The sequence below is a fragment of the Streptomyces griseochromogenes genome, assembly GCF_001542625.1.
Taxonomy (GTDB): domain Bacteria; phylum Actinomycetota; class Actinomycetes; order Streptomycetales; family Streptomycetaceae; genus Streptomyces; species Streptomyces griseochromogenes.
This window is the reverse complement of sequence record NZ_CP016279.1, coordinates 4,756,476-4,780,131: the sequence shown is the minus strand read 5'-3', so window position 1 is coordinate 4,780,131 and position 23,656 is coordinate 4,756,476. Positions and strand designations below refer to the sequence as shown.

Sequence of the window (23,656 nt, the reverse complement as noted above, 5' to 3'; positions counted from 1 at the left end):
TGCGCTGGTGTGTATGGCGCTTGGCCGGCGTCAGCCGACATCCTGGAGCAGCAGGTGCTTCGCGCTGAGTGCTCCGTCCAGCTGCATCAGACGGCCTCCCTCCCGTAGACCGCCGAGGTCCAGGGCGGCGAATCCGAATTCGCCGAGCAAGCCGGCCACGGCCGTCTTCGCGTCGGCGTCGTCGCCCGCGTAGAAGACCACCTGGCGGCCTTCCTCGTGCTGGGGGTCCGCGGCGATGAACGCGGCGAACAGGCTGTTGAACGCCTTCACGATCCGCGCTCCGGGAAGGCGCTGGGTGACCCATTCGCTGCCCGTGAGGTCACCGACGTCGTACCGGCCCCTCCAGGGGTTGGCCGCCGCGAACTGATTCGTCGTGTCGACGACGATCTTCCCGGACCAGTCGGTAAGGCTGGTCAGGTCCGGTACGGCGAAGAACGGGACCGCGAGGAAGACGAGCTCCGGCTGCGCCGCCTCCTCGGCTGCCACGGCATGGGCTTTCGGCCCCAACTGCTCTACGACTGCCTTGAGTGTCTCCGGTCCCCGGCTGTTGCCGATGAGTACCTCATGTCCGTGGCGGACGGCCTTGTCGGCGATGGCCTGGCCGATCTCTCCCGCGCCGAGAATGCCGATAGTGCTCTGTGCGGCCATGCTGCCCATCCTTGATCGTGTGTCGGGGGTCGTGCCGGCGCCCCGGCAGCGGCTGTGTGATCGGCTCCGGCCGCTTCCTGTCGGGATGGTCCCGGCCTCAGCGGCAGGTGCGGCGGCGCCTACGCGCGAGGCGGGTCGAAGTCCAGCAGGACCTTGCCGTTCTCCCGGAAATACGCGAGCGCCTCGGGAAAATCCGCCGCCTTGTAGACGGGCGCGGAGGGCAGGACGAGTCTTCCCTCGGAGACCAGCCGCGCGGACTCCGCGTTCAGAGCCGGAAACCGGGGAAGCAACTCGTCCTGGTACATCCAGAATTCCGTCGTGGTGATGTTCTTCGTCCTCAGCACGTCAGGATCGGGCGTGAACGGCTGGCCGCTCAAATACCCGTAGATCGCCAGCAGGGCGCCGTCGGTCAGTACGTCCAGCAACAGTGCAGTCGCCGCACCGCTGACACCGTCAAGGCCGAGTAGCACCGGATCGGAGCCGACGGCTTCCCGCACACGCGCCCCGGCGTCCGCCGAGTCGACAACCACGATGTCGGCGCCGAGATCTCGGAGTTCGCTCACGAGTTCCGCGCGCCGAACGATGTTGATCGTGCGCAGCCCTCGTTCCTTGGCGAACACGATGACAGACCGGCCTACCCCGCTGTTGGCCGCGTTCTGCACCACCCAGGAACCGGCCCGAAGGTCCCGCAGGCCGACCAGAAGCCCCGCGCTCACGGGATTGATGGTGAGCATCGCTGCCTGTTCAAGGCTGATGGACTTGTCCACGACGGTCAGGTCTGCCGCCTCGGCCACCACCCGCTCGGACCAGGAAAAGACGCCGAAGGGAAGCAGGACCCTCTCGCCGGGGCTGATCTCCATGACGCCGGGCCCTACGGACACGACCGTCCCGACGCCCTCGTTTCCGATAGCCATCGGCAGCTCAGGGCGTACGGGGTAGATACCTTGCGCCAGGAGAAGGTCGTGGTGGTCGAGCGGGGCGTACTCGACCTGGATCAGCGCCTGTCCTGCGGTGGGAGCCGGGGGCTCGGGCACGTCCACCACCTTCAGGCTCTTCCCCGGCTCCCCGAACTGAGTGAGGTGAATGGCGAGCATGGGACACGACTCCTCGCTTCGTCGCTTCGTCGCTTCGTCGAAATTCGAGACATCGCTTTGGATGCCGACGGCCCGGTCCCCGAGGGTTTCCACGGCGGTATCCAACTCGGTTCTGCTCCGGCTCGTGAGGTGCGCGGTGGAGCCCCCGGCGACGAACCGACGAGCTATATAGCCAGACCGATCCCGGTCGAGCAGCCACCCATACCGACCTTGCCATCAAGCTGTCCCAGGATGTCCGCTTCTTCCTCGATGTAGCTCACCCGGAGACCTGCAGAGAGCACAGCACGCCGACACGCGGCAACCCATGCCCGTCCACCTTGTGACGCCTCACCGACGAAGGAATACTCCGCCACGCCACCTCTCAGACCGCACGGTTTGGCGAGATTTGTACTTACTAGTAAAGAACCCGAACCGGGGCACTGCGACCGGAGAGGCACTCGCCCTGCCCGGTCTCACAGCTGGCTGAACAGATCCTGTGGCCTTGTACTCCTTCTGCCGCATCACACCCCGCCGATTCCATGGGCGCCACGCCGCCGGTGCACGCTCCGAGTACCCGATCGAGCGCAGTCCACGGTCTTTGGCGAAGCAATGACGGATCGACCGCCCCCGCTCCCCTCCCGGCGTTGCGCACCACCCACGGGCCGGTACAGCGGGGGCAGAGCATTCCGGATGAGCCTCCAGAAGGCGGGCAGCGTGCCGGCGGCCGGATTGGTTACCAATCGCTCCGCTCACCCCGATCGGCCGATACGAGGCCGCAACGGCGCTGCGAGCCGTCGCCGGGCCCACAACCTCCTGCCAGACCCTGGCACGAGGAGTGTCAGTGAGCGCCGGTGGACAAGGCGTGGTCTTAGGAATACCGCAGCTCTTGAACAACGGCCCTTTACCAGTGCGACACGGTGCGGCTCATCGACTACATGAGGACGGCCTTCGGCGCGCAGGAGCTCGCGTGTCTGGCCGGCGAGGACGGCAGCATCGAGCATGCGGAGGTACGGATCGGCGACTCGGTGGTGATGATGTTCGATGCGCGGCCGGAGTGGCCCCCGACCCCTGGCTTCCTCCGCCTCTATGTCGAGGACGCCGACGCTGTGCACCGTCAGGCGGTTGTTGCGGGCGGAACGTCGGTCACCGAGGTCACCCGGCGACCCGGAGTTCACCAAGCGATGGAGTATGTCCAAAGCGCCGACTTCTTCCCGGGCACGTCTGTGATTACGGCTGAGCGGTGACTGGCGGGCCGGCGCGTCCACGCAATGCCTAGTAGTGGATCCCTCGGACGGAGTGCACATATCGATGGCGTAGGACGCGGGTTGGTCGTACGGGGTCGTCCCCATATGCATGGCCGGGATCGGGTGTTGTGCTGGGGTTTTGCCAGACGGGTGGCTTGGTCGATCTCGGGTGGTCTTCCAGCCAGGTGCCGGGGGAAGGGCTGTTGCGCAAGGACAGATAGTCGGTGACGACGTTCTCTGTCCGGCAACCAGTCCGACGGCGGGAAGCAATTGTTGTACCGTCGGCCCTCACTCTGAGTCCAGCCCCGAGCATCGGACAGCGTTACGCATCCCTTCGCCGTGGCCATTCGCTATCGTGCGTCGCGCAGCTTGAGAATGTATGTCGCCGTGAGCGCGAGGACACGATCTTCGTCATGTGACAGGTCGGCAAGGGCACGCGACGCCGGGATCCCCGGGATGTCCGCGAGCGCCTGTGTCAGCCGTAGACGTGCGGACGATCCAGTGGTGCCGTGGGCGAGGCAGTCGACGAGCCCAGTAGCGATCTGATCGGCCAACGCGGGATCACTCGCCAGCGTGCTCAGCGCGTCGGCTGCGTCGGCGTCGTTCCTCTCCTCGACGATCATGTCGAGGAGCGTCGGGACCGCGTCGGCCACGCCGCGTGCCCCGAGCGCCAGAGCCGCGTACCCGCGGACCACGATGTCGGGGTTCGTCAGGGCGTCCCGCAGCAGTGCGGTCGCCTCGGCGTTCGGAATCTCGGCGATGGACTCGACGGCACGTTTTCGCACCTCGGGTGCGGATGAGCCGAGGCCCTCCGCAAGCAGTGCCAGCCCGTCCTCGCCCGAGTGCACCAGAGCCCAACGAAGGGCTCCGGCGACGTTCGGGTCCGACTCGCTCAACACGGCCTCGACCAGTGCTTCCACCGGCACGGGAACTTCCTCGACGGCGGACAGGGCCGCGCGCTGCCGTGCCCCCGCACTCTTCGACCCCAACGCCTGGAGGAGCGCGACGATCTGGAGGACGTCCTCCCAGCCGGCGGGTTCCGCGGCACCGATCCGACGAAGTCGCGTCAGCAGCTCCGTCTCCGCTTCGATGCGGTCTCGCGTCTGGCGGATGAGGTCGTCGACGAGCTCCGCGGGCGCGAAGCCGGGGTCATCGAGTGCGCGCCTGACATCACGCAGGGACAGCCCCAACGACCGCAGGCTCTCGATGTGGAAGATTCGCCGGATGTCCTCGCTGGAGTACTGGCGATAGCCGGTGTCGGTGCGACCCGTTGGCCGCACCAAGCCGAGCGATTCGTAATGCCTGAGCATGCGGGCGCTGACCCCGGACCGTCGCGCGACATCACCGATCAACACTGCCTACCGCCCCTCCTGGCCGGGCCCGCCGAGGGCCACGATGCGCTTCGCCTCCTCAATCGCGACCCCGAATCCGGTATCCGGGTCGCGCCACAGCCGTTCCGTGGCGATTGCGTGCGCGCGCACGCGAGGGTCGAGATCCATCGTCGAGGTGCTCAGTGTCGGCAACATCGCCTCCCCGAGCGCGATCAGTGCCCTGCTGAGGCTCAGCTGCGTCTCGCGTTCGCCGCGCCCGAGCTGCGTGGCCAACACTACGGCCAACTGGTGCTCCTCACCTTCGGGCACGAGCACGACCGCTGCCCGCCAGGCGCTCCGAGCCACCTCGTCGTCGACGTCGGACAGCAAAGCCGGTGTCATCGCCGGCCACGCTTGCCGATCCCCGATCTTGGACAGCGTGTGCAACGCCTGGCTCCGTGCCTGCGCACGCTCCGAGCGGACTTCGTCGAGAAGCACCGGGACCGTCATCGATGCCGCGTGCCGGGTGAGTGCCCACGTCAGCATATCGCGCACATAGAACTCGGGTTCGACCGCGCATCGCTCGATGAGCTTGCCGATGAACTCCGGGTCCGGGGTCGTGCCAACCGCCAGCGCTGCCTGCAGCCGGACCGACGAGCTGTCGTTCTCCAGCCCTTGGAGAGCTCGCATCGTGTTCGTGTCCTCTTTCGGCACGGTCATCAGGACCACCTCCTCGGCCGCAGTGAAGACGTTGTCACTGTGTCAAGGTCAACCCTGAGCTTCCCGCTCAGGTGCTGCGAACAGTCGTGTGGGACGCACTGCACCGTCGTGACGGCACGCATGGACAGGTCAGTGTCGAGATCCGCTCCGACCTCGGCTTCACGGCGGTGGATGATCAGCGTCACCCTGCCGACGACCTGGGCCGGCCTTCCCCGGGCTTCTACGATTCCCTACTCCCCCCGGGGCGGTGGGCTCCGGCCGCCGCCGCGGCACTCAGCACCCGCACTGTCATCGAAGTCTGGTTGGACGGCCGCGGCTACCGCCAAGAGCTGGCTGGTTCCACGCCGCGTGGCCAGGGCAGAACAGGCATCTCCAGGCAGCGATCGAGGCGTTGGTCGAGCCGCTGGGGCAGAGCTGCGTGAAGCAGAGCTGCCCCAGCGGCGTGGCCATGGGCCGTGTGGCGGGGCGGCTCAGCGGACCGTCACGTTGAAGACCTGTGACGCCGTGTTGCCGTTGACGACGCGCAGGTCGTTCTTGCCCTTCAGTCCGAGCTTGACGCCCAGCGAGTAGGAGCCGTTCCGGGCGATGGGCGCGGACGCGGGCAGGGTGACCCACTTGCCGTGCTGCTTCTGCTGCAGGGTCACCTTGCTGCCCGCCGTGAGGCCGGTGGTCTGGCCCGTGACCCGGAACAGCTGCCAGGCGCGGACCGAGGAAGCCGACGGCTTGGCGGTGATGCCGGCCTTGGCGGCCTGAGCCTTGTGCGCGGCGGCGACGGGAGAGGCGGCGTGTGGGGCAGGGGTGGCCGCCATCGCGGTGCCCGCGAGGGCGAGGGAGGCCGCGCCGAGGGCGCCGACAACGGCTATGCGCAGGGAGCGCCGCTTCGAGACCATCACAGATCTGTCCCTTTCTGAGGTGAGAAACCTTTTCGCGCCAAAGGCGACGTACATGTCGATTGGCGTAGTCACTAGAAACGACGTCACCCCGGTGGCAGGCGTTCATCGTGGGTTTGTCCCTGTCTTGTAACAGCCGGACGGTCCCGGATCGACGGCTCCCGGGGGAAGGAAGGCCGGCTGTCCCCTGGTGACGTCCGGCTGCTGGATCGACGTGACACCGTGACCGCTGCCCTCAGCCGACGAGTTGCTGGCCGCCGTCGATGTCGTAGGTCGCACCGGTGAGTGCCGTGTTGGTCATGATGTGAACGGCGAGCGCCGCGACGTCGGCCGGTTCGACGACGCGGCCGATCGGCAGTGTGGTGCGCAGTTCCTCGCGACGCGCGTCGAGTCCGTCGCCGAGAAGCCTGGCCGACAACGGCGTGTCCACGAAGCCGGCGGCGATCAGGTTGACCCGGACCGGTGCGAGCTCGAGCGCGAGACTGGCGGTGAGCGCGGGCATCGCCGCGGTGGCCGCGGGCGCGATCCCGAGTCCGGCCCGGATCCGCCGGGCGCCCGTGCCGCCCATGAGCAGCAGCGTGCCGCCCGGTCGTACCGTACCGGCGGCGTGGCGCGCGACCTCCAGCGCGAGCACCATGTGGCCGCTGATCGCCCGGCGCGCCTGATCGGAGTCCATGTCCAGCAGACGCCCGTAGGACGGGTGTCCGGCCGTCACCATCACATGGTCGACCGGCCTGGGCAGCTCCTGGAAGAACCGCTGCAACCGTGCCGGGTCGTCGGCGTCGAAGGCGGCCGTGCTGAGCGCTTCGACCTCGGCTGCCGCGGCGCGCAGCCGTTCGGGGTCCCGTCCGGTGAGGATCGCTCTCGCGCCTTCGGCACGGGCGTGCCTGGCGGTCGCCAGCCCGATACCCGCGCTCCCGCCGATCACGACGAGGGTCTGTCCGAGCAGAGCCGGGTCGCGGGGGCTGTGCGCCGCCGATGGCTCAGAACTCATGGATCCTCCTCGGCCGTACTCATGGATCCTGCTCTGCCGCGGCCGCCCGGAGCGGCCGGGATGCGTCCTTGGCGATGAGTCACTTTCCGATGAGGCCGGCTTCTTCTCACCCCTCGGGCGGTTGCGACAAAGCGTGCTTGACCTGCCTGGTCCGTTCGTCGGTGAGGACCTCGACGCGGTCGTTCGCGAGGGCTTCCATGGTCTGCTCGGCGACGTCGGCGGCGGTGATCTTCGGTGCGTCCGTGAAGGAACTGAGATCTGTCTCCACGAAACCGGCGTGGACGCCGATCACAAGGGTCCCCTGTTCGCGCAGGGCTTGCCGCAGGGCGCCCGTCAACGACCACTGGGCCGACTTGGAAGCCGCGTACCCGGGGTAGTCCGGCCGCGAGGCCCAGGAGGCCACGGACAGCATGTTCACCAGTGCGCCGCCTCCGTTGCGGGCCAGGACAGGGGCGAAGGCACGTGAGACGGCCCAGGTGCCGAAGTAGTTGGTCTCCATCGCCTCGCGCGCGCCGTCGAGTGAGCCTGTCAGGAGCTCGGTGTCGAAACCGCCGACAGCAGCGTTGTTGATCACTATGGTGACGTCGTCCGCGACCGCGGCTGCCTCGGCGACCTCATCGGGCTTTGTGACGTCCAGACGCAGCGGAGTGACGTCCTCGTCGCTCACGGTCGCCGGATCGCGGACAGCGGCGTAGACCTTGGCCGCTCCGTGGTCGATCAGCGCGCGGGCGAACGCGCGGCCGATGCCGCGATTGGCCCCCGTCACCAGGGCGACCGATCCTTTGATCTCCATCGCGCTTCCCTCCTGGCGGCGCCTGCCGTGCCGGCCAGGCGCCGGCAACAAGTTCTGCTCCCTCGATCGCTCAGCTCGGCTCCGCTCAGCCAGGCTCGGCGCGGCTCGCAGCGAGTCGGGCGTACCCGTGTCCGCGTGCGACGTGCACAGAGGGGGACCCATCCGCCCTCGGTCGGGGCTCGTTTTCCCGAGCCGCGGTTCAGACGGCGCCGGGCGGACAGGCAGTCATACGTGTCGGCGCACCCGGGGAGCACGCTTCCTCCAGTGCCAGCCTGCACCAGATGCCGCGGCATTGCATGTGCCGGGCCGGGCCTCGCCCGCGGCGTGCCAGCCGATCTCGCCTGACCTGCGGTTTCAGCCGGGACAGCGCTCGATGAGTTTCGCCAGGTCGTCCAGCCCGGGGAGGATCTGGGCTTCGGGGAACTCGTCGATGAAGAGGGTCAGTCGTTCGACGCCGGCCTCCCCATAGACGTCGATGAGGCGCTCGTCGGCGCCCGGGACGTTGTGGACCGACACCGGTAGACCGTCGGCCGCGGCCGGCCGGGCCGGGACATCGGTCGGGTCCGCGACGGCCGAGGGCATCCACACGTCGCCGTACGTCCGGACCCTGGCCAGCACGCGGGACCCGTCACCGCCGTGATGGATCGGGGGCGTCCGCACCGGCTTCGGCCAGGAGTAGACCGGGTCGAAGTCGATGTGCTCCCCGTGGAACTCGGCCTCGTCCTTGGTCCAGATCTCCCTGAGCGCGGCCAGTTGCTCGCCCAGCCGGGCGCCGCGGGTGCGCGGATCGACGCCGTGGTCACGCATCTCTCGGTCTGCCGGGCGGTGCCGACTCCGACGCCCTCGTGGGGCGGGGGCGCCTTCCACCGTGGTCGGGCGGAAGCCGTGGTGGACCAGCCAGTAGGCGAACGTGGGGGCCGCGACGGAGGCGCCGGAGAGGTGGATGCCGAGGTTCTTCGGGGTGTCGTGGTTCGTCATGTCCCCGAGCCTGCGCCACCCGAGCGCTCACCGGCCGCTCAATGCTTGCTCACCGCCTCCACCATCGCGTCCGGCAGGCCCAACAGACGTAGTGATTCGGGCAGTTCGTGGCCCGGCAGGACCGCCGACCGGGCCGCCTCCCGATAGAGGGCCCTGGCCCCGGCCGGGTCCCCGTCCGCCAGGGCGATGCCGGCGAGCCCGGCCAGCGTGCGGACGCGGTTGCCGACGCCCTTGACCCAGTGCGGGTCGAGCCGTTCCAGGGCCCGGGTGTAGAGCTCCCGCGCCGTGGCCGTGTCACCGTCGAGCAGCGCGATGTCCGCGAGCCCCCGCCGGGCCGCCGCCAGAGCACGCTCGCTGCCGGCCCGGCAGGCGTACTCCGCGGCCCGGGCGTAGTCACAACCGGCCGCCTCCGGGTCGGCCGCCGCTCTCAGGTCACCGCGGTTGACCAGGAGATCGGCGCAGTCCTCCAGGGCGCCCAGCTCCTCGGCGAGGCCGAGCGCGTCGTCGATGAGCGCGGCCGCCTCCGCGTGAGCGCCGCGCTCACCGGCGAGGCCGGCCAGCCCGTCCAGGACCAGTGCGGCGCCCCAGCGCTCGCCCAGCGCCCGGAACCCCGCGGCCGCCGTCCGGAAGCCCTGTTCGGCGGCGGTGAGGTCGCCGTCGCCGAGCGGGCCATAGGCGGCGACATAGTGCGCGGCCGCCCTGGTCCAGGGGTCGGGACGGTCCCGCTGGGCGGAGACGAGGGCGTGGGCGGCGCGCGCGTCGCCGTCGCTCGCCTGGTGCATCATCCACGGCAGCAGCCCGGCCGGCCACCGGCCGGGGTCCGTCCCCGACCAGGCCGCGGTCAGCGCCCGCTCCGCGGTCTTCCGGTGACGGCGCCAGGCCTGCCGTCCGTTCGGCCCGGACGCGGCCAGCAGCACGCACAGTGCGTACTCCTCGCCCAGCCCGTCCGGCACGTCGTCTCCCAGGGTGTCCAGTACGGCGTCGGCCTGGACGGCGAAGGTGTCGGCGGCGCCCCGGATCCACAAGTACGTCGAGGCCGCGCCGAGCAGTTCCAGCGCGGTCCGCCACTCACCCGCGCCGACCGCACGGCGCACGGCAGCCAGCAGCTCGGCCTGCTCCGCCGACAGGGCTTCCATCCAGAGGAGTTGGTGGCGGTCTCGCAGCAACGGCTCGGTCCTACGGAGGATTTCGAGCACGGCACGGGTGTGGGAGGCGTTCGTGCCACTCTCCTCCCCCGCCTCGTCGAGGCGTTCGGCGGCGTAGGCGCGGATCGTGGACAGCATGCGGTAGCGCCCCGCCGACCGCTCCAACAGGGACTTGTCGGCCAGCGCCGCCAGGGTGTCCTCGTCGGTGCCGCACACCTGGCACGCGGTGTCCGTGGTCGCGCCTGCCGCGAACACGGAGAACCGCCGGGCCGCCTGCTGCTCCCGCACATCCAGCAGGTCCCAGCTCCAGGCGACGACCGATCGCAGGGTCCGGTGTCTGATGTCTGCCGCGCGGCTGCCCCGTGCGGCCACGCCGAGCCGGTCGTGCAACCGGTCGGCCAGCTCTCCCAGGCTCAGCGTGCGCAGCCGGGCCGCGGCCAGTTCGATGGCGAGCGGCAGGTTGTCCAGTGCCGCGCAGACCCTGCGCACCGCCTCCGGATCGGGCACGAAGGCGCGCCGTACCGCTCGGGCCCGGTCGGTGAACAGTTCGGCGGCCGCCGCGTCGTCCAGTGGCCGTACGGTGTGCAGGTGCTCGCCGATGACCCCGAGCGGCTCGCGGCTCGTCGCCAGCACGCGCAGCCCCGGGCTGGTGGTGAGCAGCCGGGCCGCGAGGACGGCGGCCTCCTCCACCAGGTGCTCGCAGTTGTCGAGGACCAGCAGCAACGTCCGGCCGGACAGGGCGGCCGTCAACCGGTCGAGTGCGCCCTGGCCGCCGGCGTCGCCGGCGTGCAGTCCCCGCTCGCGCAGCCCGAGCGCGCCGAGCAGGGTCTGCGGCAGGACGCGCGGGTCGCGCAGCGGGCCGAGTTCCACGAAGCACACCTCGTCGTCCGCGGCGGCGGTGATCTCGGCGGCGAGCCGGGTCTTACCGACCCCGCCCGGCCCGGTCAGCGTCACCAGGCGGGCCACGCGCAGCAGGCCGGTCACATCGGCGACCTCACCGGAGCGGCCGACGAACGCCGTCAGCGGGGCGGGTGGCGCAGCGGGGACGGGCACAGAGTCTGCGGCCAGCAACTCCCTGTGCAGGGCGCCGAGTTCCGCCGACGGGTCCGTGCCCAGCTCCTCCGCGAGATGCCGGCGTACCTGCTCGTACACCAGCAGCGCCTCGGCGTGGCCGCCGTCGGCGAACAGGGCCCGGATCAACAAGGCGGCGACCCGCTCCCGCAGTGGATGCCGACCTACGAGTTCCCGCAACTCCGGTACGAGTGCGCGGTGTTCGCCGAGCAGCAGCTCGGCCTCGATGCGGTGCTCAAGGGCCGTCAGCCGCAGTTCCTCCAGCCGAACGGCGGGGGCGCCGCCCTGCTCGACGTCAGCGAGGTCGGCGAGCGCGGGACCCCGCCACAGCTGAAGTGCCGCGCGCAGCGCCGTCACGGCCCGCTCGGCGTCGCCCTCCCGCAGCGCGACCCGGCCCTCGGCGGCCAGGCGCTCGAAGCGGCCCGCGTCCACGTCGTCCGTGTCGGCGAGGAGGCGGTAACCCGCCCCGGTCCGCTCGATCACGGCCGCCCCGGCGAGCGCCGTACGCAGTCGGGACACCTGTGACTGCAGCGCGTGCGCGGACGGGGCGCCGTCCGGGCCCGCGCCTTCCGCCAGCCGGTCGGCCGGGACGGCCTCTCCGGGCCGGATCAGCAGCAGGGTGAGCAGGGCCCGGCGGGCGGGGCCGCCGAGCGGCACCGGCGTGCCGTCGTCGCCCCACATCTGCGTCTCGCCGAGGATTCCAAAGCGCATGCGGCCGATTATGCAGGTGAGGTACGACAGTTGGGACGCTCACCCTGCCGCGATGGGCCCGAGCCAGGTGCCGCCGGACACATCGATGGTCTGCCCGGTGACCCAGCGGCCCTGCGGACCCGCCAGGAAGCCGACGACATCGGCCACGTCCTCCGGCTGGCCGAGCCGCCCCAGGGCGGTGATCGCCTCCAAGCCGGCGACCACCTCAGGGATCGACGTGTAGTCCGCGGTGAGGTCGGTGCGCACCGCGCCCGGCGCGACCGTGTTCACGGTGATGCTCCGGCGTCCGAGTTCGTTCGCCAGCGACGGGGCCAGCGACTCCAGGGCGGCCTTGGTGACGGTGTAGCCGATCTGGGTGGAGACGGCGAACCGGCTGGCGGTGGAACCCATGTTGACGATGCGCCCGCCGTCGTTGAGCAGCGGCAGCGCACTCCGGATCACGAAGAACGGGGTGGTGACGTTGACCGCGAGCAGCCTCTCCCACTCCTCCTCGGTGACGTCGGCGATCGAGTGGGTGGAGGCGATCCCCGCGTTGTTCACGAGAACATCCAGCCCACGGCCGCCCAGTCCGTCGGCCAGCCGCTCGAACAGCGCGTCCACGGCGCCGGCGGTGCCGAACCGAGCGCGGACGTCGAAGGCCTGTCCGCCGGCCTTCTCGATCAGAGCCACGGTCTCTGCGGCCGCCTCCGCGTTCTCCCCGTAGTGCACGGCGACCAGCGCACCGTCGGCGGCCAACCGCAGCGCCACCGCCCGCCCGATCCCCCGCGAACCGCCCGTCACCAGCGCCGTCTTACCGGTCAGAGCACCCATCGTCGACTCCCTTGATCGGGGCCGGTTCCACTGCCGGAACCGGCGATGGGTCCACCTTCCGCCGGCCCCCTCACCGCCGGCTCACCGCGCACTCACCGGCGTCGACACGTACGAAGCAGCCTCCCGATGACTCCTCGAACCAACCACCACGCGGCGCCAACTCGCGTCCGTCTGACGTCAAAAGCTGTCGTCAGGTGTGCGGCGTGGGCCCGTATCCCTGAGTGTCGGCTGTGGAGGGGTGAGGTAGCGTCGGCCGACATGACCAAACGCATGTTCTTGACGAGTCGCCGGTGGAGCGGGGCCGCAGGTGCGTTTCTGGCCCTGCTGCTCTCCGCCGTCACGTTGTCGGTGGCTCATCCGGCGGCCGCCGCGTCGGTGCTGGCACCGGTGACAGTTCACCCCGGCGAATACACGATGCGTGCGGGGGATTTCGGAAAGCGTGGCGAGGCGATCCGCAACATAGAGGCGTCGGGCAGCGTCTCCGTGCGCACCTCGCCCGAACAGATCCTCGCCGACGGCGGCCACGCGGGCCGGCCGGCACTGTGCCACAACACGAACCTCGACGGTTCGCTCAAGTACGACGGCTTCTGCTGGAACCAGACCGACGACACGTCCTCGGTATGGACGCCCCAGGGGCTGACCGGCTCGCATGACGCGCAGCCCGGGGGGACGTGGAACGGCCACTACCTGTACATCGCTTCCTGGCACTACACGAACAACGACTACGCGCGGATCACCATCGCCGAGTCGACCGGCACCTCGGTCACGTACCAGCACGTGCTGCTGGTGGACCCGTACTCGACCAGCAGCTCCAGCGCCACCTTCCGCGCGGTGGGCGGAGCGGGCGACATGCCGCAGACGGACGTGCTGAGTGGCCACGCCGACGGCGTCACCTGGTACGGCAACAAGCTGTTCGTCGCCACCGGGCACCAGATCCAGGTCTACGACCTGCGGCATCTGTGGAAGATGAGCGACACCGGCTCCGCTTCGGTCGGGGTGGAGAGCAACGGCAACTCCTCGGCCCACTACAGCAACTGGGCGCTGCCCATGGTCGGCGCCTACTTCACCGGCTCCGCCGGTGACCCGTGCAACGCGATCGAGCCGTGCCTGACCTCGCTGAGCCTGGACCGTAGTTCGACGCCCGATGCCCTGGTCACGACGCAGATCGCGGAGCACGGCGGCGGCCCGCTGATGCGCTGGCCGCTGAACGCGAGCACGGCTCTGCCGAACACCGACACCGAGGACGACACCACGGGTACGGTCACCGCGTCCGCCGTGTACAGCGTGCCGATCTGGAAGGTGCAGGGCGCCGCGACGGACGGTCAGTACTACTACTTCAGCGGTGAGTGTCCCGAGACCGCGGGCACCACCGACTCCGATGTGCCGTACTGCATCCACCGCGCAGCGGTCGGGGAGGCCCCGCACGTCCTCACCCACGCGCCGCCGCTGACCCAGAACCTCTCCTACGCCCCGTCGTCCGGGCGCCTGTGGGGTCTCAACGAGCGGGAGAACACCACCACTGGAAAGCGCGTGGTCTTCTCTCTGGTTCCGTCCGCCTGAGAAAACTCCGGTTTGATCAGGGGCTGCGGGGACGACGTCCCTGTGCACGGCTGCGACAGCGACCACTCGGTTCCCGCTGTTTCTGATCCGGTCAGGTCCCTGTCCGACCAAGGCGCGTCAGCGCCGTGTCAGGCAGGGGTGTCAGTGTTGTACACGTGAACGGCGCCGCGGGAGACCGGGGCGCCGGGAGCGAGGAGAGGTGCCCGGAGTGGTTGATCGGGGACCGGCGAGTGCGTCTCGAGGTCGGGCCCTTGGAGGCCTGCGCAGGTTCGAATCCTGCCCTCTCCGCTCAAGTCCCGTTCAGAACCTTCGCCCTACGCGTCATCGACTCCGGCCGATCGGTCGAATGGGCGATGGAGCGCGGCTTCAGACGGTCTCGTCGAGCCAGTCGAAGATGCGCGCCGCCGCCAGGCGGACGGCGCCGGGGTGACAGTGGGCGTCGCCGCCTTCCTCCTCGGTGAAGCCGAGGAGCTTCTTCGGCGCTGATGAGATGCCGGTACAGCTTGCGCGGATCGGACTCCTCGTCGGCGGAGCAGAACAGGTCGGCGGTCGCCTCGCACACAAGGACGGGGCAGGTTATCTTCTCGGCGCTTCCGTCATTGAAGTTGTAGCGGGCGTATGCGGCCAGGAAGTCACGGTCGGTCGGGGTCCCCGTGACGTAACGGCCGTGGTCGCAGGCCCAGCGCGGCGTCGGGCTCTGTTCACGGGCGTCGGCGATCATCCGGTCCAGTTCCTCGTCACGTGCGGCTGCCGCGCGCAGGACCGCCTCGTCGTGCGGCAGCGGCAGGTGCGCTGTCAGGGCCGAGACGGCGTCGAAGACACCATCGAGGGCGACGACAGCGGCCAGGCGCCGTTCATGGGCCGCGGCGCGAGGGGCGAGGTAGCCGCCGAGACTGACGCCGAGCAGTGCGATGCGAAGTAGCCGTGCAACACGGTGCCCTCATAAGGGATTTCCACGGGAGTGACGCCGGGAAGGTGAGCGATGGCGTCACGGAGACAGGCGACGCCGCGCTCGTAGGCGTGGTCAATGCGCGGGTCGTCGGAGTTGCCGTGCAGGAAGAACTCGGCCGCCCGGTAGTAGGTGGAGGCGCGCAGGAGTCCGTCGCGGGCGCTGATGGGACGGCTTGAGTGTGCCTCGGCCTCCAGGCGCTCGGCGGTGGACAGCCAGGCGTCGTGCCATCCGTCGTGGTCGCCGGAGGTGACCCGGGAGGCCGTGGCGACGACTTCGCCGACGTCCGAGCCCCCGTAGACGGCCAGCCCGAGATTGCGCAGAGTCTCGAACCAGAACTGCTGATCGTCGTGGAACATCAACTGTTTCATCCATCTCCCTTTCGATGACGGCACGGAAAGTACGTGCGGGAAGGCCGGTGACGCGTTGGATGGGCTCGGTTACGCGGCGGTCCACCCTCGCGGCGATGGGGCGGTTCATTCCGGGTCCAGACGGTGCCGTCTCCTCCGATACCGAGGGCGTGCGCGCGGACGCTCTGGAGGAAGGGCAGCGTGATCGTCGCCGGGTCGAGGTCGCCCGGGGGCGGCATGGGGTAGGCGCAGGGATCAGTGCGGACATGACCGCCCTCCATTCCAACAGAATGCGGACCACAGGTCCGATTCAACAATCCGGACCCGGGTCCGCTTCACAAGAAGTGGGGGCACGTTCGGGGCAAACCCTGCGAGAGCGCGGCATCACCGTGATCCAGAGGACCGACGGCGCCCCCCTTACCTGCCGCGAGAGCAGTCGGAGACCTCGCCATGGCCGACATCGCGGCAGCGACTGGCACCCGCACGGGAAGGCCCCTCCGCATCCCCGGAGGCCTCGACCGGCGTGCGCCCCCGCCGGAACACAGGCGAGAGCAGGCCACACCCCCTGCACCGACCACACCCCTGGCCCGCCGCCACCCCACACTTCACAGCCCCGAATCCACGACACCAAGAGTCGGGCGCAAGCGCCCGCAAGGGTCCTCAATAACGCCCAAAAAGGGCTGGAAGACGTGACGCCACCCATAGGACCCAAATCACTTCCTACCGCGGATAGTAGAACCACCCCGCCCCGACCAGGGCGGAAAACCCCCAGAAGGGCACATTCTGGACATTCCTCCGTAGTCGGGTAGTACGTCACATCATTGCGCCCCGCCCCACCCACCGCTAACCATGTTTCTCGTTGCCGGGAGCCACGAGACGGACCGGGCGGTTACCGCCAGACCCGCCCGCTCCGCCCCGCAGCACGGGGCCCCGCCCCAACGCCATCGCGACCGACCCCGGTCCGGCTGGCACCCCTACAACGTCCCCACAGGAGAGTCCCTTCCCCATGGCCACGATCACCCGCACCAACCGCATCGCCCGCCTGCGCACCCTCACCCTCACCGGCATCGCCACCACCGGCGCCGCGGCCGCCGCCCTGACGCTGATGCCCACCTCCGCACAGGCCGCCGAAGCAACCCAGGTGAACACCTCCACCGTGGCCACCGCCTCCACGAACAGCGACCACACCACGGCCAAGAGCAACGCCGGCTACGCCAACAACCTCGACGGTTGGATCAAGCAGTCCCTCGACATCATGAAGTCCAAGGGCATCCCCGGCAGCTACGACGGCCTCAAGCGCAACATCATGCGCGAGTCGGGCGGCAACCCCAGCGCCCAGAACAACTGGGACGTCAACGCTCAGAAGGGCACCCCGTCCAAGGGTCTCCTCCAGGTCATCGACCCCACCTTCAACGCGTACCACGTCTCCGGCACCGCCAAGAGCGTGACCGACCCGGTGGCCAACATCACCGCGGCGGCCAACTACGCCGCCCACCGCTACGGCTCCATCGACAACGTCAACTCCGCCTACTAAGGGGCCTGCTCACCAGGCACGCGCTCGACGACCTGCCGGTTCGGGGATCGTCGAGCGCTCGGTGCCGGATGCGTTGGGGGAGTCCTTCAAGCGGGTGCCACCGGAGGCGCCGACCCGTCCGTGGAGAGGGGTCGGCGCCGCTCCAGCTCAAGTCCACCGGACACACGCCACCGTTGAAGCGAGTTGACGACCACGACTCGGCAGAGCGGTTCTGCCTAGGGCTTCAGCGCCACGCCGCCGAAGTTGTCGACTTCAGCGGGCTCTTCGGCGCCGCTCGGCACGGGGCGCCACCGGGACGTCGAAACCAGGCCGGGCTCCAGTAACTCCAGGCCGTCGAAGAAGCGAGCGAGTTGCTCAGGGCTGCGATTGACGCGAGGGTTGTCGCTCGCCTCGTTCCACTGCTCGACCATGGCGCGCTGCTGCTCGGGGTGGATGACGTCGGTGCTGTCGCAAAATACGAGGTGACTGCCGGACGGCAGGGCGTCGACCAGGCGTTCGACGATGCCGTAGACGGAGTCGTCAGTGACATGCGCGGCGATGCCCAGCAGCATCAAAGCCGCGGGCTGGGTGAAGTCCAGTGTTCTGGCGGCCTGTTCGAGAATCCCGTCCGGGTTCCGTAGATCAGCGTCAATGTAGTCCGTCGCGCCCTCGGGCGCGCTGGTGAGCAGCGCCGCGGCGTGCACCAGGACGACCGGGTCGTGATCGACGTAGACGATCCGCGCGTCGGGCCGCAGACGCTGGGCGACCTCGTGGGTGTTGTCAGCCGTGGGCAGTCCAGTACCCACGTCCAGGAACTGGCGGATGCCGACGTCGCGGACGAGGTACTCGACCGCTCGAACGAGGAACGCCCGCTGCGCCCGGGCGGTGTCGAGAATCGCCGGGTTGGCGACGGCAATCTGGTCGCCGACCTGCCGGTCGATCTCGTAGCAGTCTTTGCCGCCCAGCCAGTAGTTCCAGATCCGGGCGGAGTGCGGCACGCTGCTATTGATGCGCGGGCGTTCAATTGACATGGGTGCTCCTGTCAGCCGGTTGTAACCCCGAGGGAGTGCGCCACCAGAGCGTACGGGGCGTCGATGTCCTGAGCGGGCAGCAGGTCGTGCAGATCCGTGGCAACCGCGGCAGTGGGAAGGGATCGCTGCAACCGGTGCCGCCACGGTCGCACGAAAACGGCGGTGGTGAACCGCGAGCGAGACTCTGAATGACCGCACGGAAATCTCGACGTGATCGCGGCACGTGCCAACGCATCTACGCCCGGCTGGTGTACGCAGCACGGCGGTACTCACCGAGCGTCACTGCGTAAGTGTCACGGAATGAACGGCTGAACCCGGCAGCGTCCGCAAATCCCCAGCGAGCACCGATCGCGTAAATGGGCAGGTGTTGCAGCGTGGGATTTTCCAGGTCCCGGCGACAGTGATCCAGACGTCGCGAGCGGATCAATGCGGCGACGGTGGTGTCTTCCTGCTGAAAGAGTCGGTGCAGTTGGCGTAAGGAGATGTGATGGGCGGCGGCGATCGTGTTCGGAGCGAGGTCCGGATCGTGCAGGTGAGCTTCGATGAACGTGTATATCGTCATCAGCAGGGCGCGTTGGCGGCTCTCGCCGGGTACGGTTTGCAGGGCATCGATGTGGTGTGCCAGATAGGTGGTCACCAGGTCCACGGTCACCCCGCCCAGGCGCGCGAGGTCAGAGGCGTTGAGCGTCGCGCCCTGCGAGGCCAAGGACGCGAGGAACGAGGTGAGTACCGCTCCGATTCCACGGCTGCCCGACAGTGGGCGTGCCAAGATTCTCTGCATACCTGCCGCTGGAAGGGGCAGCGCGTTCCTTGGGATGTGCACGACGCCCATTCGAGCGATATCGCCATTGCCTGACATCCAGGCTTGATAGGGCTGCGAGGTGTCGTAGACGAAGAGTTCGCCGGCCTGGATTACGGCTTCCTGCCGTCGTTGGGACACTCCTATCGTCTGGCGCAGGCAGATCGCGACTTGGACCACTTCCGGATCACTGCGGCGGATCAGCTGTGGGGTGCGGCGTGAATACAGTGAGGGACAGGCGAAGAAAGAGACGGACGCGACGCCTGCCGGAAGGGTGAGCAACTCGGCTCGGAAGTCATCGGCGTGATCGCTGGTGAGGATATTCGGCAGGAGTGTTCCGGTGGCCGACTCGAGCCACCAGGCGAACCTGTCAGCTGGAGCCGGCCTTCGGTACTTACTGACTTCGGCGTTTCGGGGTCTGGATCTGTGTCGAGACCGGTGACGCGGTGCGTCCGCACTGGTACGCCGGAAGCATGCGGTATCCGGACGGGGGCGGGCTGACCGGCGAGCAGCGCAAGCGCCGGGAAGAGGTACGGATGCGGGCTGTTGACCTCTTCGAGGAGGCCATCGAAGTCCAGCGCATCGCCCGGGAGTTACGGGTGAGTGGGAAGTCGGTCTACCAGTGGCGCCGCGTCTGGAGGACGGGCGGACGCGAGGAGTTACGTTCCAAGGGGCCCTCCGGCTGCGACTGCCGGCTCGGCCCGCACCTGCAGGCCAAGCTCGCGATGTGGCTCGACGAGGGGCTGGCCGCGCACGGCTGGAGCGACGACCAGGTGTGGACCGCCTCCCGGGTAGGCAGGCTGATCAGGCGGAAGTTCCACCTCTCCTACAGCGTCTCCGGGGTGACCCGGCTGCTGCACCGTATGGGCTACAGCGTGCAGGTGCCGGACAGACCCGCCGCCGAGCGCGACGAGGAAGCCGTCGCCGCGTGGCGGGAGGTGACCTGGCGGGAGGTAAAAGCAGTAAGGGCGACGGCCGGGGCGTGGATCTGCTTCGAGGACGAAGCGGGCGTGACCGGCCGTCCGCACAAGGGGCGCACCTGGGGCCGACGCGGCATCACACCGAGGGTCAAGGTGTCCGGCCGCAGCCGGGGACGGCTCTCGGTGGCCGGGCTGCTGTGCTACCGACCTGGCCTGCCCGCCCGCCTGTGCTACCGGCTGCGCCGGCATACCGGCCGCAAGGGCGAGCGCCGCTCGCTCAGCGAGAGGGACTACATCCACCTGCTCGACGGCGCCCACCACCTGCTCAAGGCCCCGCTGATCATGGTGTGGGATCGGCTGAGCACCCACGTCTCGAAGACGATGAAGGCGCTCGCGGCGGCGCGCGAGTGGGTGACTGTGGTGCTGCTGCCCGGGTATGCGCCCGACCTGAATCCGGTGGAGGCCCTGTGGGCGCACATCAAACGGAGCCTGGCCAACCTGGCCGCCCGTACCCTCACCAAGCTGGAGACTATACTCCGCCGGCGACTGAAGGCGTTGCAGTACCGGCACGGCGTCCTCGGCGGGTTCCTCGAAGCCGCCGGCCTCATTCTCGAAAGACCGCACTGACCTCAAGACGCCGAAATCAGGTAACCGTCAAGTTCAGTAACCGGGTACGGAACCGACCCTGGCCCAGGAGACGAGCGTGAAGGCACTGGCGACAGAGGATTCCGCAGCCGCGCTGGCGTCAGTTGAGCCGGCTGCGGATCCGCCAGAAGCTCAGGAGGGCCAGTAGCCCGGCGAGGGCCGTGAAGATCGCGGTCTCCAGCCACTGGAAGGTCCAGTAGCGGCCGGCCGGCTGCTCGGAGACGTCCACGTGGAGGTTGCCCTTCGCCAGGCAACTCGGCATCTCGGCCAGCGACTTGTGGTTGGTGCAGTCCTGGAACCGTGCAGTGTGGCCGACCTCCTTGCCCTTGGAGTCGAGCATGGCGGTGGTCTCCACCACCCAGGGCCCACCGGGCACCCGCAGCCCGCCGATGTCGCCGTAGGTGCCGATCTTTGTCAGGCCGCTGATCAGCTGTGCGGTGAGCGGTACCGAGGTGCGGACCGGCGATTCGTAGTGCGGCCGGATCGCGGTGGGCACGACAATCTGGAGCACGCCGAAGACCACCAGGGTCGCTCCCATGGCGGGCACGGTGTGGCGGACGAACAACCCGAGGGTGGCCCCCAGCACGAAGGCGAAGGCCGCATAGCCCAGCGGCGCGATGTTTCGCGACGCGAACAGCACCGGTTCGAAGCGGTTGTTCAAGACGGTGTTGACCGGGCCTGAAGCCCAGGTCAGCAGCAGGCTGTACAGCCCGGCCACGGCCGTGCTCAGCAGGCCGACCACCCCCAGCTTGACCGCCAGCCACCGGCTGCGGGTCACGCTCTGGTTCCACACCAGTCGGTGGGTTCCGGCCTCCAGCTCACGACTGATCAGCGGAGCGCCCCAGAAGATGCCGATGATGCCGGGGACCACCAGCAGCAGGTAGCTGAGCAGGTCGACCTGGAGGCTGTAGTGGTCGGCGAAGGTGCCCAGTGTGCTGGAGCAGTTGCCGTGGCCGGTACAGTGCGCGAGCATGTCGTCGTAGCTGCTGTGGATCTGCCGGCCGAGGATCACCAGATAGATCCCGAGCAACAGGAGGGCACCGAGGCCCACCAGCGCCTGAACGCGGAACTGGCGCCAAGTCAGCCAGATCATCGCTGTGCCTCCATAACCGTCGGGGCGGGCTGGGCGGCGGCCTGGTTCGCCCGGGTCATATAGGCCAGGACCAGCTCCTCCAGATCGAGGGTCTCCACGCTCCAGGGGCCGCCGGCCAACTGCCGCTGATCCGCACGCACGATCGCGGTGCTCTCCGACGGGGCGTGTTCGACGCGGATCACCTCCACGCCGGCCGGCAGCTCGCCGATGGCCTGGCGGCCTCCGATGAGCCGGTGGTGGTCGGCCAGCAGTCCGGACACATCGCCGGCCACCTGGATCCGGGAGTCAGCCAGCACGATCAGGTAGTCGCAGACCCGCTCCACATCGGGGAGCGCGTGCGAGGAGAGGATGGCGCTGGCCCCCAGGTCGGTGACGAACTCCATCAGGTTGTCCAGGAAGCCCGCGCGGGCCAGCGGGTCGAGCGCGGCGGCGGGCTCGTCGAAAATCAGCAGCTCGGGCCGCTTGGCCGCCGCGATGGTCAGGGCGAGCTGGGCACGCTGGCCCCCCGAGAGACGGCCCGCCTTGTGCTTCGGGTCCAGTCCGATCTGGGCGATCCGCCGCTGCGCGAGCGGCCCGTCCCAACGGGGGTTCAGCTTCGCGCCCATGCGCAGGTGGTCCGCGACCGACAGATCGGCGTACACCGGTGTGTCCTGTGCGACGAAGCCGACCTTGGCCAGGTGGGCCGGACTTGCGGCAGGCTCGGCGCCCAGCACGCGGATCGTGCCCGAGGTGGGCTGGATCAGCCCGCACGACATGTTGAGCAGCGTCGACTTTCCGGCGCCGTTGGGACCGACCAGGCCGATCACGCGCCCCTGGGGGATGCTCAGGTCGCAGTCCATCAGCGCCTGGTGGCGGCCATAGCGCTTACCAAGCTTCACGGCTTCCAGTACTGGTGTCATGTGTTTCCTCGATCGAGGTGGCGAAGTGGTGAGGATGTGGATCCCGTGTCCTGGCGACGGCAACCCGGTCACCCGCGCGCCCCTCGTCCAGCGCGCCACTTCTTGACGCTCCAGTAGACGGCGTAGCCAACCCCGGCGAGGACGATCAGATTGAGGGCCCACCAGGCGTACAGCAGAGGACTCCGCACGGTCTTCTCGGCCAGCGCCGAGACGGCGAGGACGTGGGGAGCGGAAGAGATGAGATCAGCCATGTCCGCAGCATGCTGAACAGGCGTCAGCCGTCGCACCGGCCGTAAGAACCATCCGGCTCGTACTTTCGGCCGGTATGGCGGTCCGCCGACCATCGCGTAGCGTCAACCAGGTGAACACCGCACGTCGACCGGTCTGGGGACCGAAAGCCGCAGTCAACACGGCCCTGGGGGTCGTGTTCACCGCGGTGCTCCTCTTCATGGCCGTCGAGTACATGAGCCAGGGCCGCCCCTGGGCCTTCGACACCGGGGTCGGCCTGGCAGTGTGCCTGGTCGCCCTCGGTCGCGCTCGGCATCGGGGCTGGGCCGCGGCCATCGGCCTGGCCATCGCGGGCGGCGCCGGTCTTTTCGCCAGGCTCACGCACCTGCCCGGCGAGCCGGGCGCCGGCGCAGTGCTGGCGCTGCTGGTCCTCGGCGGCTCCGCGATCCGGGCGCTGCCTAGCCGGCAAGCCGCTGCAATCGCCGCTGCCGGGTTCGCGCTGATGACGGTCGGCTGGCTGACCACAGACGCCCCCAGCACTCCGGTCCGGGTCGGTACGAATGTCTGGGTCCTCGCCCTCGGGACCGGTCTCGGCCTGCGTTTCCTGGACTACCGGCGCCGGATGGCCACCGAGGCTATCCGGCGCGACGAGCGCCTGACCCTGGCCCGGGAACTGCATGACGTGGTCGCCCACCACATCACGGGGATCGTGGTGCAGGCCCAGGCCACGCGGATCGTGGGCAAACGGCAGCCCGAGATGCTGGACCAGGCCGTGGCAGGCATCGAGGAGGCCGGCAGCGAGGCGCTGGCCGCCATGCGCCGTGTGGTCGGCCTGCTGCGCGACACCGACGACGCGGCCACCACCTCTCCCCCCACGCCGGGCCCGGAGCAACTGGCTGAGATCGTCCGGCGGTTCCAGGGGCACGGACCAGACGTGGAGCTCCGGCTGCCCGAGAACCAGAGGCCCTGGCCACCCGAGGTCACCACCACCGTCCACCGGATCGTCCAGGAATCCCTGACGAACATCGTCCGGCACGCCTCGCACGCCCGCTCGGCCACCGTCGACATCGCCCAGGACCCGGCCGGCGTCACCGTCAGGATCACCGACGACGCGCCCCCGGGTCATACCCGGCACCTGCCGAAGGGCGGGTTCGGCCTGATCGGCATGCGCGAGCGGGTCGAGGCGCTCGGCGGCACCCTGACTGTGGGGCCCGGGCCCGGAGCCGGCTGGTCGGTGCTCGCCAAAGTACCGGTTCTCCTGAAGGAGGGCCGGTGACGATCA

21 protein-coding genes and 3 pseudogenes are annotated in these 23,656 nt (G+C 69.2%); 6 read left to right on the top strand and 18 right to left on the bottom strand.

Going from position 1 to position 23,656, the window contains the following annotated elements; translation table 11 throughout:
- Positions 1–30: 30 nt before the first annotated feature.
- The gene (locus AVL59_RS20190; RefSeq protein WP_372450408.1) at positions 31–735 is read right to left on the bottom strand and encodes an NADPH-dependent F420 reductase; all 705 of its coding nucleotides are present in this window, start codon (positions 733–735) and stop codon (positions 31–33) included.
- Positions 736–767: 32 nt separating this feature from the next.
- On the bottom strand, positions 768–1,847 hold the full coding sequence (locus AVL59_RS20185; protein ID WP_208870412.1) for a zinc-dependent alcohol dehydrogenase family protein: 1,080 nt from the start codon (positions 1,845–1,847) through the stop codon (positions 768–770).
- A gap of 782 nt (positions 1,848–2,629) precedes the next feature.
- Here AVL59_RS20185 and AVL59_RS20180 point away from each other — a divergent pair.
- Positions 2,630–2,965 (top strand): annotated as a pseudogene (locus AVL59_RS20180) (VOC family protein); the annotation flags it as partial.
- A gap of 350 nt (positions 2,966–3,315) precedes the next feature.
- On the opposite strand, the gene AVL59_RS20175 reads toward AVL59_RS20180, so the two are convergent.
- The 8 genes from AVL59_RS20175 to AVL59_RS20140 all read right to left on the bottom strand — a co-directional run bounded on the left by AVL59_RS20175 (position 3,316) and on the right by AVL59_RS20140 (position 12,387).
- A complete protein-coding gene (locus AVL59_RS20175; protein ID WP_067306363.1) occupies positions 3,316–4,320 on the bottom strand; it encodes a MerR family transcriptional regulator in 1,005 nt (334 codons plus the stop codon).
- 3 nt (positions 4,321–4,323) lie between these two features.
- Positions 4,324–4,995, bottom strand: coding sequence for a HEAT repeat domain-containing protein (locus AVL59_RS20170; RefSeq protein WP_067317541.1), 672 nt, complete (start codon positions 4,993–4,995; stop codon positions 4,324–4,326).
- 470 nt (positions 4,996–5,465) lie between these two features.
- Positions 5,466–5,885 carry a hypothetical protein gene (locus tag AVL59_RS20165; protein ID WP_067306360.1) on the bottom strand — a complete coding sequence of 140 codons (420 nt, stop codon included), beginning with the start codon at positions 5,883–5,885 and terminating at the stop codon, positions 5,466–5,468.
- A 235-nt stretch (positions 5,886–6,120) separates the two neighbouring features.
- Positions 6,121–6,879, bottom strand: coding sequence for an SDR family oxidoreductase (locus tag AVL59_RS20160; protein ID WP_067306357.1), 759 nt, complete (start codon positions 6,877–6,879; stop codon positions 6,121–6,123).
- Positions 6,880–6,985: 106 nt separating this feature from the next.
- Complete coding sequence (locus AVL59_RS20155) at positions 6,986–7,672, bottom strand: SDR family oxidoreductase (RefSeq protein WP_067306354.1); 687 nt, start codon at positions 7,670–7,672, stop codon at positions 6,986–6,988.
- 354 nt (positions 7,673–8,026) lie between these two features.
- Positions 8,027–8,650, bottom strand: a complete 624-nt coding sequence (locus AVL59_RS20150; RefSeq protein ID WP_067306352.1) for an LLM class flavin-dependent oxidoreductase — start codon at positions 8,648–8,650, stop codon at positions 8,027–8,029.
- Between the two features lie 38 nt (positions 8,651–8,688).
- Positions 8,689–11,577, bottom strand: a complete 2,889-nt coding sequence (locus AVL59_RS55860) for a BTAD domain-containing putative transcriptional regulator (RefSeq protein ID WP_067306345.1) — start codon at positions 11,575–11,577, stop codon at positions 8,689–8,691.
- A gap of 39 nt (positions 11,578–11,616) precedes the next feature.
- Positions 11,617–12,387, bottom strand: a complete 771-nt coding sequence (locus tag AVL59_RS20140; RefSeq protein ID WP_067306344.1) for an SDR family NAD(P)-dependent oxidoreductase — start codon at positions 12,385–12,387, stop codon at positions 11,617–11,619.
- A 258-nt stretch (positions 12,388–12,645) separates the two neighbouring features.
- On the opposite strand from AVL59_RS20140, the gene AVL59_RS20135 reads away from it, so the two are divergent.
- Together AVL59_RS20135 and AVL59_RS52235 are read left to right on the top strand one after the other, a co-directional pair.
- Positions 12,646–13,947 carry a hypothetical protein gene (locus tag AVL59_RS20135; RefSeq protein WP_237281570.1) on the top strand — a complete coding sequence of 434 codons (1,302 nt, stop codon included), beginning with the start codon at positions 12,646–12,648 and terminating at the stop codon, positions 13,945–13,947.
- 193 nt (positions 13,948–14,140) lie between these two features.
- Positions 14,141–14,235 (top strand): annotated as a pseudogene (locus tag AVL59_RS52235).
- A gap of 1 nt (position 14,236) precedes the next feature.
- On the opposite strand, the gene AVL59_RS54440 reads toward AVL59_RS52235, so the two are convergent.
- Together AVL59_RS54440 and AVL59_RS54435 are read right to left on the bottom strand one after the other, a co-directional pair.
- Positions 14,237–14,668 (bottom strand): hypothetical protein, encoded by a 432-nt coding sequence (locus AVL59_RS54440; RefSeq protein ID WP_237281569.1) that lies wholly within the window; start codon positions 14,666–14,668, stop codon positions 14,237–14,239.
- Positions 14,669–14,742: 74 nt separating this feature from the next.
- The gene (locus AVL59_RS54435) at positions 14,743–15,267 is read right to left on the bottom strand and encodes a hypothetical protein (protein WP_237281568.1); all 525 of its coding nucleotides are present in this window, start codon (positions 15,265–15,267) and stop codon (positions 14,743–14,745) included.
- A 985-nt stretch (positions 15,268–16,252) separates the two neighbouring features.
- On the opposite strand from AVL59_RS54435, the gene AVL59_RS20125 reads away from it, so the two are divergent.
- Complete coding sequence (locus AVL59_RS20125; RefSeq protein ID WP_067306342.1) at positions 16,253–16,780, top strand: transglycosylase SLT domain-containing protein; 528 nt, start codon at positions 16,253–16,255, stop codon at positions 16,778–16,780.
- A gap of 215 nt (positions 16,781–16,995) precedes the next feature.
- On the opposite strand, the gene AVL59_RS20120 is transcribed toward AVL59_RS20125, so the two are convergent.
- From AVL59_RS20120 to AVL59_RS56045, 3 genes and pseudogenes are all read right to left on the bottom strand, one after another.
- The gene (locus AVL59_RS20120) at positions 16,996–17,790 is read right to left on the bottom strand and encodes an SAM-dependent methyltransferase (protein ID WP_067306340.1); all 795 of its coding nucleotides are present in this window, start codon (positions 17,788–17,790) and stop codon (positions 16,996–16,998) included.
- Between the two features lie 235 nt (positions 17,791–18,025).
- Positions 18,026–18,352, bottom strand: coding sequence for a helix-turn-helix domain-containing protein (locus tag AVL59_RS56050; RefSeq protein WP_335743777.1), 327 nt, complete (start codon positions 18,350–18,352; stop codon positions 18,026–18,028).
- A 72-nt stretch (positions 18,353–18,424) separates the two neighbouring features.
- Positions 18,425–18,922 (bottom strand): annotated as a pseudogene (locus tag AVL59_RS56045) (cupin domain-containing protein); the annotation flags it as partial.
- A 140-nt stretch (positions 18,923–19,062) separates the two neighbouring features.
- Between AVL59_RS56045 and AVL59_RS51405 the strand changes: the two are divergent.
- Positions 19,063–20,136 carry an IS630 family transposase gene (locus AVL59_RS51405; protein ID WP_107407372.1) on the top strand — a complete coding sequence of 358 codons (1,074 nt, stop codon included), beginning with the start codon at positions 19,063–19,065 and terminating at the stop codon, positions 20,134–20,136.
- A gap of 118 nt (positions 20,137–20,254) precedes the next feature.
- Here AVL59_RS51405 and AVL59_RS20100 read toward each other — a convergent pair whose 3' ends face one another.
- From AVL59_RS20100 to AVL59_RS20090, 3 genes are all read right to left on the bottom strand, one after another.
- Positions 20,255–21,247, bottom strand: a complete 993-nt coding sequence (locus AVL59_RS20100) for an ABC transporter permease (RefSeq protein ID WP_067306336.1) — start codon at positions 21,245–21,247, stop codon at positions 20,255–20,257.
- On the bottom strand, positions 21,244–22,146 hold the full coding sequence (locus tag AVL59_RS20095) for an ABC transporter ATP-binding protein (protein ID WP_067306333.1): 903 nt from the start codon (positions 22,144–22,146) through the stop codon (positions 21,244–21,246). Before AVL59_RS20095 ends, AVL59_RS20100 begins: the two co-directional genes overlap by 4 nt.
- 68 nt (positions 22,147–22,214) lie before the next feature.
- A complete protein-coding gene (locus AVL59_RS20090; RefSeq protein WP_067306330.1) occupies positions 22,215–22,397 on the bottom strand; it encodes a hypothetical protein in 183 nt (60 codons plus the stop codon).
- Between the two features lie 110 nt (positions 22,398–22,507).
- On the opposite strand from AVL59_RS20090, the gene AVL59_RS20085 reads away from it, so the two are divergent.
- Positions 22,508–23,650: a sensor histidine kinase gene (locus AVL59_RS20085; RefSeq protein ID WP_208870411.1), complete on the top strand. Its 1,143-nt coding sequence runs from the start codon at positions 22,508–22,510 to the stop codon at positions 23,648–23,650.
- Positions 23,651–23,656 lie beyond the last annotated feature (6 nt).